At 52.3% G+C, this 1428-nt stretch carries 1 rRNA gene; it reads left to right on the forward strand.

Annotation, left to right across the window (positions count from 1 at the left end):
- Window positions 1-1400 (forward strand): 23S ribosomal RNA (locus HII27_RS26760); the annotation flags it as partial.
- Window positions 1401-1428: the final 28 nt, after the last annotated feature.

Below are 1428 nucleotides of genomic sequence, written 5' to 3' on the forward strand. Positions count from 1 at the left end.
TAACGCTGAGGTGTGATGACGAGGCACTACGGTGCTGAAGTAACAAATGCCCTGCTTCCAGGAAAAGCCTCTAAGCATCAGGTAACATCAAATCGTACCCCAAACCGACACAGGTGGTCAGGTAGAGAATACCAAGGCGCTTGAGAGAACTCGGGTGAAGGAACTAGGCAAAATGGTGCCGTAACTTCGGGAGAAGGCACGCTGATATGTAGGTGAAGTGGTTTACCCATGGAGCTGAAATCAGTCGAAGATACCAGCTGGCTGCAACTGTTTATTAAAAACACAGCACTGTGCAAACACGAAAGTGGACGTATACGGTGTGACGCCTGCCCGGTGCCGGAAGGTTAATTGATGGGGTTAGCGGCAACGCGAAGCTCTTGATCGAAGCCCCGGTAAACGGCGGCCGTAACTATAACGGTCCTAAGGTAGCGAAATTCCTTGTCGGGTAAGTTCCGACCTGCACGAATGGCGTAATGATGGCCAGGCTGTCTCCACCCGAGACTCAGTGAAATTGAACTCGCTGTGAAGATGCAGTGTACCCGCGGCAAGACGGAAAGACCCCGTGAACCTTTACTATAGCTTGACACTGAACACTGGTCCTTGATGTGTAGGATAGGTGGGAGGCTTTGAAGTGTGGACGCCAGTTCGCATGGAGCCAACCTTGAAATACCACCCTTTAATGGCTGGTGTTCTAACGTAGACCCGTAATCCGGGTTGCGGACAGTGTCTGGTGGGTAGTTTGACTGGGGCGGTCTCCTCCTAAAGAGTAACGGAGGAGCACGAAGGTTAGCTAATCCTGGTCGGACATCAGGAGGTTAGTGCAAAGGCATAAGCTAGCTTGACTGCGAGAGTGACGGCTCGAGCAGGTGCGAAAGCAGGTCTTAGTGATCCGGTGGTTCTGTATGGAAGGGCCATCGCTCAACGGATAAAAGGTACTCCGGGGATAACAGGCTGATACCGCCCAAGAGTTCATATCGACGGCGGTGTTTGGCACCTCGATGTCGGCTCATCACATCCTGGGGCTGAAGTAGGTCCCAAGGGTATGGCTGTTCGCCATTTAAAGTGGTACGCGAGCTGGGTTTAGAACGTCGTGAGACAGTTCGGTCCCTATCTGCCGTGGGCGCTGGAGAATTGAGGGGGGCTGCTCCTAGTACGAGAGGACCGGAGTGGACGCATCACTGGTGTTCGGGTTGTCATGCCAATGGCATTGCCCGGTAGCTAAATGCGGAAAAGATAAGTGCTGAAAGCATCTAAGCACGAAACTTGCCCCAAGATGAGTTCTCCCTGACTCCTTGAGAGTCCTGAAGGAACGTTGAAGACGACGACGTTGATAGGCTGGGTGTGTAAGCGTAGCGATACGTTGAGCTAACCAGTACTAATGAACCGTGAGGCTTAACCTTACAACGCCGAAGATGTTTTGGCGAAAGA

The organism is Kluyvera sichuanensis, from assembly GCF_014218705.1.
Classification (GTDB): domain Bacteria; phylum Pseudomonadota; class Gammaproteobacteria; order Enterobacterales; family Enterobacteriaceae; genus Kluyvera; species Kluyvera sichuanensis.